Here is a 6,000-nt window from a genome sequence, read left to right as displayed (position 1 = left end):
ACCCCACATCTGACAGATTCCCGCGGCTGTTGGTAGGTGTCGACCTTGGTCGACACCTCTGTCAGACATCGAAATAAATCGAATGAGATCTGACAGATCGCCGGAAACTGTCGAAGGCGAGGTGGGTCCGGTGGCAGGGGTGTGAGCGGCATGGATGCCGCGACCAAGCCCCCATGGATGGGTTTACGGCGTCCCCTGCCACCGGACCCACCTCGCCATCCCACAGGAAGCCAGCTTTTGACGTTGCTTCGGCAGGTGCAGGGCGCAGCCCTGCTCAGTAATCCCCCCTCGTGCACAATGGAGCCGACCCCGCCTGGACGCCGTCCTGATGTCGAGCAAGCCGTATTCAGAAGCCTGCGAGCGCAACCGCGAACCGATCGCCACCGCACTCGACCCGTGGATGGGCGACCGCCACCGGTTGCTGGAAATCGGCAGCGGCACCGGCCAGCACGCCGCGTTCTTTGCCGAGCGCTGGCCCTGGCTGCGCTGGCAACCCAGTGATCACCCCGATCACTTGCCTGGCATCGAGGCATGGCGCGCCGAAGCGGCCTTGCTGAATCTGTTGCCGCCGCTGGCGCTGCAGGTGGAACTGCCGCCGGCACCCGGCCTGAGCCTGCCGCAGGGCAGCACGTTCGACGCCGCATTCAGCGCCAACACGCTGCACATCATGGGCTGGGAACACGTGCAGGCGCTGTTCGTAGCGCTGCCGCCAGTGCTGCGCCATGGCGCGCTGCTGGCGATGTACGGCCCGTTCAACTACGGCGGCCGCTACACCAGCGACAGCAATGCGCAGTTCGATGCCTGGCTGAAAGCGCGCGATCCACGCAGCGGCATCCGCGATAGTGAAGCGGTGCAGGCGCTGGCCGCCGACAACGGGTTCACCCGACTGGGCGATGTGGCGATGCCGGCCAACAACCGCCTGCTGCTGTGGCGGCTGGGGTAAACCGGCGGTAGTGCCGGCCGCTGGCCGGCAACCTGTTGCCTGGATGGATGCCGGCCAGCGGCCGGCACTACCTGTTTCGCGGCGTTACGCCACCTGCACAATGTGCAGCGCCTTCGGGTTGCGCCATTGCGCCAGCAGGGCAGCCTCACGCGCCTTGGCCTGCTCGAAGTGCGCTTCCTTGACGTGGCCATAGCCGCGGATGTGCTCGGGAATGCTGGCGATCTCCACCGCCAGGGCCAGGCGGCCGTCTTCCAGGCCGTCCAGCAGCACCTGCACGGTGGCCTCGTAGTCGGCGATCAGCTTGCGCTCCATGCGGCGCTCTTCAGTGCGCCCGAACACATCGAAGCGGCCGCCACGCAGGAATTTCAGCTTCGCCAGCAGGCCGAACGCCTTGAACATCCACGGGCCGTATTCCTTCTTCAGCAACCGGCCCTGCTCGTCCTTCTTGGCGAACAGCGGCGGCGCCAGGTGGAAGCGCAGCTGGTAGTCGCCCTCGAACTGCTGCTGCAGGCGGCGCTGGAAGTCGCCACTGGTATACAGGCGGGCCACTTCGTACTCGTCCTTGTACGCCATCAGCTTGAACAGGTAGCGCGCCACTGTCTCGGTCAGCGCGGTGGAACCGCCGATGCGTTCGGCTTCGGCCGCGCGCACGCGCGCCACCAGGTCGCGGTAGCGGTTGGCATAGGCGGCATCCTGGTACTCGACCAGGAACGCGGCGCGACGTTCGATCATTTCATCCAGCGAGCGCGACAGGCGCGCGTCGTCCAGCGGCAGGAACGCCACATCGCCACCGTGCGAGGGCAGGCCCCGCAGTTCGCGTTCGTCGCCGGTGTTGCGCGGCGCGGCGGTGGCGCCCCATTCGTTGCCCTCCCATTCGCCCGGCGGCAGCGGATGCAGCGGGCCCGGGGTCGATTCGGTATCGGTGTGGCGGTTGCGCACCAGGCCGGCCGCCTGCTGCACGGCCTGCGGGTCGACCACGGCCAGGCGGCCCCAGGCGAACGCCTGCTGGTTCATCGCCACGGCCGCACCGTTGAGTTCGATGGCGCGCATCAGCGAGTCGAACGACAGCGGCACCAGGCCCTGCTGCCAGGCATAGCCGAGAATGAACAGGTTGGCGGCGATGGCATCGCCCAGCAGCGCGGTGGCCAGCTGGGTGGCATCGAGCAGCAACGGTTCCTGGCCGCCCAGCGCCACGCGCACGCCGGCGATGATGTCGGCGGCGGGGAACTGCATGTCCGGGCGGGTGGTGAAGGTGCCCGGCATCGCCTCGTAGGTGTTCAGCACCACCTGCGAACGGCCGGCGCGCACCTTCGACAGCGCCCAGTAGTCGTTGACCACCACCATGTCGCAGCCCAGCACCAGGTCGGCCTCACCGGCGGCGATGCGCACGGCGTGGATGTCATCCGGCCGGCGCGCGATGCGGATGTGCGTGGTCACCGCGCCACCCTTCTGCGCCAGGCCGGTCTGGTCGAGCACGGTCGCGCCCTTGCCTTCCAGGTGGCCGGCCATGCCCAGCAGCGCGCCGATGGTCACCACGCCGGTACCGCCGACGCCGGTGATCAGGATGTTCCAGGGCTGTTCCAGCGTACCGCGCACCACCGGTGCCGGCAGGTTGTCCAGCAGGGTGAAGGCATCGCGCTTGCTGCCCTTGCGCGGCTGGCCACCGTGCACGGTGACGAAGCTCGGGCAGAAGCCGTTCACGCACGAATAGTCCTTGTTGCAGTTGGACTGGTCGATCTCGCGCTTGCGCCCGAATTCGGTTTCCTTCGGCAGCACCGACACGCAGAAACTCTTCTTGCCGCAGTCACCGCAGCCTTCGCAGACCAGCGAATTGATCATTACCCGCTTCTGCGGGTCTTCCAGCTTGCCGCGCTTGCGACGACGGCGCTTCTCTGTGGCGCAGGTCTGCTCATAGATCAGGATGGAAACACCCTTCACTTCGCGAAGGCGCTTCTGCACGTCGTCCAGCTCGCTGCGGTCATGGAACTCGACATCGCTGGGGAAGTGCTCGCGCTGGCCGGTCCACTTGCCGATGTTGTCCGACAGCACCACGATGGTGTGGATGCCTTCGGCGCGCATCTGCCTTGCGATGTCCGGCACGCTCAGCGGGCCGTCCACCGGCTGGCCGCCGGTCATCGCCACCGCATCGTTGTAGAGGATCTTGTAGGTGATGTTGACGCCGGCGGCGACCGCCTGGCGGATCGCCAGCGAACCGCTGTGGAAATAGGTGCCGTCGCCCAGGTTCTGGAACACGTGCGGCGTGTCGGTGAACGGCGCCTGCCCGGCCCAGGTCACGCCTTCGCCGCCCATGTGGGTGAAGGTGTCGGTGCTGCGATCCATCCAGGTCACCATGTAATGGCAACCGATGCCGGCCAGCGCACGCGACCCTTCCGGCACCTGGGTGGAGGTGTTGTGCGGGCAGCCCGAGCAGTAGTGCGGCACGCGCGGGAAGCTGGCGCGCGGTAGCGCAAGCTCGGCTTCCTTCTCCTGCATCCACTGCAGGCGCTGCTCGATCGAGTCGTTGTTGAAGAACTTCTGGATGCGGCGGCCGATCACGCCGGCGATGGTGGCCGGCGTCAGTTCGCCGGTGGACGGCAGGATCCATTCACCGCTCTCGTCGTACTTGCCGACGATGGACGGACGCTGGCCCCAGCTGGCCGGCCAGTTGAAGAACTGCTCCTTCATCTGGCGCTCGATGAAGGCCCGCTTCTCCTCGACCACGATGATGTCTTCCAGGCCCTGCGCGAAGCGCGCGATGCCCTCCGGTTCCAGCGGCCAGGTCATGCCGACCTTGTACACGCGGATGCCGATGCCGGCGCATGCAGCTTCGTCCAGGCCCAGGTATTCCAGCGCCTGCAGCACATCCAGGTAGCTCTTGCCGGTGGTGACGATGCCCAGCCGCGCGCGCGGTGCATCCATCACCACCTTGTCGATGCCGTTGGCGCGGGCAAACGCCTGCGCCGCCTTCACCGCATAGCGGTGCAGGCGCATTTCCTGGTCCAGCGGCGGGTCCGGCCAGCGGATGTTGAGGCCGCCGCCGGGCATGTCGAAGTCTTCGGGCAGCACGATGCGGCGGGCCAGCGGATCGACCTCGACCGAGGCCGACGATTCCACCGTTTCGGCAATGGTCTTGAAGCCGACCCAGCGGCCGGTATAGCGGCTCATCGCCCAACCGAGCAGGCCCATGTCGAGGATGTCCTGCACGCCGGCCGGGTTCAGCACCGGCATCATCGCGCTGACGAACTCGTCCTCGCTGCCATGCGGCAGGGTCGAACTGCGGCAGGCATGGTCATCGGCAGCCAGCGCCAGCACGCCGCCGTAACGCGAGGTGCCGGCGGCGTTGGCGTGCTTGAACACGTCGCCGCAGCGGTCCACGCCCGGGCCCTTGCCGTACCACATGCCGAACACGCCCTGCACGTTGGCGCCGGGAAACAGGTTGGTCTGCTGGGTGCCCCAGACCATGGTGGCGCCCAGATCCTCGTTGAGGCCGGGGGTGAACTTCACCCTGGCCGCGTCCAGATGCTTGCGCGCGCGCCACAACTCCAGGTCGAAGCCACCCAGCGGGCTGCCACGGTAGCCGCTGACGAAGCCAGCGCTGTCGATGCCTTCGGCGGCATCGCGCAGGCGCTGCATCAGCGGCAACCGCACCAGTGCCTGCACGCCACTCAGGTAGATCCGCCCCTCGTTGCGGGTGTACTTGTGGTCGAGCGTGTAGTCACGGTCGATCAGGTCGGCGGAAGAGGGCGAAGTGAGTTGCGCGGTACTGGTCATGGCTGGCCCGGTAGGATCGGCTGGCACCGGCCGCGTGCGGGCACGCGGCGGGAAAGGCGCGGATTGTAGCAGCGCGCCCGTAATGCCCCCGGCACTCGCGCCCGCGCCGCTGCTGGGGTTAGGATCGGGCAGAGAGAGGGAGGCTGCGATTGCAGCCTGGGGAGAAGGGATGTCAGTTCCAGGAAAGATCCTGGCCAGCGTGCTGCTGGCCTCGGGAGCGGCCACAGCGTGGGCGGCGCCGGCGTTGCCGGCCCCTCAGGAGTTCTACTTCGACAGCGATCCGGCCGCCGCGCCGATGGTGGCGGTGCAGGGCGAGGGCGATGAGCTGGTCGCCCAGCTGCTCAAGCTGCGTGAACGCGGCAGGCGTGCCGTTGAAGCCACGGTGCAGCTGGCGATGGTGGCCGGTGCGCAGGGCCGTGGCGAGCTGGCCGAGCAGTTGTATGGCGAGGCCATGAAAGAGGCGCCGGCCCAGAGCAGCAGCGGGCGCAGCGTGCGTTGGAACTACGGCTGGGACCTGCTCCGCCAGGGCAAGCCGGAGGCGGCGCTGGAACAGTGGCTGGCCTCGGCGGGCAATGCGCGCACGAAGCCCAGCTGGGTGCCGCCGACCTATGCGCTGGCGCTGTGGCGGTTGGGGCAGAAGCAGGAGGCGGTGCAGTGGTACGCGGCGGCGGTGCGGACCGAGCCGTCGCAGTGGAGCAGCACGGCCCAGTTTGCGCAGTTGTTGCCGCACTGGCGCGAGGATGAGCGTGCGTCGCTGGCCGAGGTGCAGCAGGCCTGGGCGGCCGCGCCGCCAGCCTGGCCCTGAGGAAGGGGTTCGGCCGGGTTGCACCCGGCACCCGCAGAGGCAACGGCCAGAGCCCAAGCAACAGCAACAGCAACAGCATGCTTACTGAGGGAGGCGGGGCGGTGTAGGCAGGCAGGACACGCCGTAAACCCGTCCATGGGGGCTCGATGGCGCCATCCATGGCGCCAACGGTCCTGCCTGCCCACACCGCCCCGCCTCTGACAGTTCCCTGCTGCTGGTAGGTGTCGACCTTGGTCGACACGGTGTCCACGCCATGCGTGGATGAATCTGCATCGGAATCGATTATTCGATATCTGATCGAAATGCAGCCGAGCGTGGGCTCGGCTCTACAAAAGGCGGCCAGCCAACCGGCTGTTGCTTTTGATCTTCTCTTTTCTTTTCCGTGGCTGGACGCCCCCGGAAACTGTCAGAGGCCGGGTGGGTAGGCTGCGCAGGGGCGTGAGCCGCATGGATGCGGCGACCGAGCTTACATGGACGTACT

Annotated in this window: 3 protein-coding genes; 2 read left to right on the top strand and 1 reads right to left on the bottom strand. The window is 67.4% G+C overall.

Annotated features, from left to right (window positions below; translation table 11 throughout):
* The first annotated feature begins 328 nt into the window (after positions 1–328).
* A complete protein-coding gene (locus SSKA14_RS01505; protein ID WP_008265094.1) occupies positions 329–943 on the top strand; it encodes a DUF938 domain-containing protein in 615 nt (204 codons plus the stop codon).
* A gap of 84 nt (positions 944–1,027) precedes the next feature.
* Here the strand turns inward: SSKA14_RS01505 and SSKA14_RS01500 are convergent, their stop codons facing one another.
* Positions 1,028–4,714 carry an indolepyruvate ferredoxin oxidoreductase family protein gene (locus SSKA14_RS01500; RefSeq protein WP_008266393.1) on the bottom strand — a complete coding sequence of 1,229 codons (3,687 nt, stop codon included), beginning with the start codon at positions 4,712–4,714 and terminating at the stop codon, positions 1,028–1,030.
* Positions 4,715–4,883: 169 nt separating this feature from the next.
* Here SSKA14_RS01500 and SSKA14_RS01495 point away from each other — a divergent pair, with 169 nt between their 5' ends.
* Positions 4,884–5,519 (top strand): hypothetical protein, encoded by a 636-nt coding sequence (locus SSKA14_RS01495; RefSeq protein WP_008268370.1) that lies wholly within the window; start codon positions 4,884–4,886, stop codon positions 5,517–5,519.
* Positions 5,520–6,000: the final 481 nt, after the last annotated feature.

Source organism: Stenotrophomonas sp. SKA14, assembly GCF_000158575.1.
GTDB classification, from domain to species: Bacteria; Pseudomonadota; Gammaproteobacteria; order Xanthomonadales; family Xanthomonadaceae; genus Stenotrophomonas; species Stenotrophomonas forensis.
Note: the sequence above shows the minus strand (reverse complement) of the source record. Positions and strands in the feature narration are given on the sequence as shown.

Bases quoted from the DNA above. Each gene is read 5' to 3' on its own strand.
- SSKA14_RS01500 (WP_008266393.1), bottom strand. From the start codon at position 4,714: ATGACCAGTACCGCGCAACTCACTTCGCCCTCTTCCGCCGACCTGATC.
- SSKA14_RS01495 (WP_008268370.1), top strand. From the start codon at position 4,884: ATGTCAGTTCCAGGAAAGATCCTGGCCAGCGTGCTGCTGGCCTCGGGA.
- SSKA14_RS01505 (WP_008265094.1), top strand. From the start codon at position 329: ATGTCGAGCAAGCCGTATTCAGAAGCCTGCGAGCGCAACCGCGAACCG.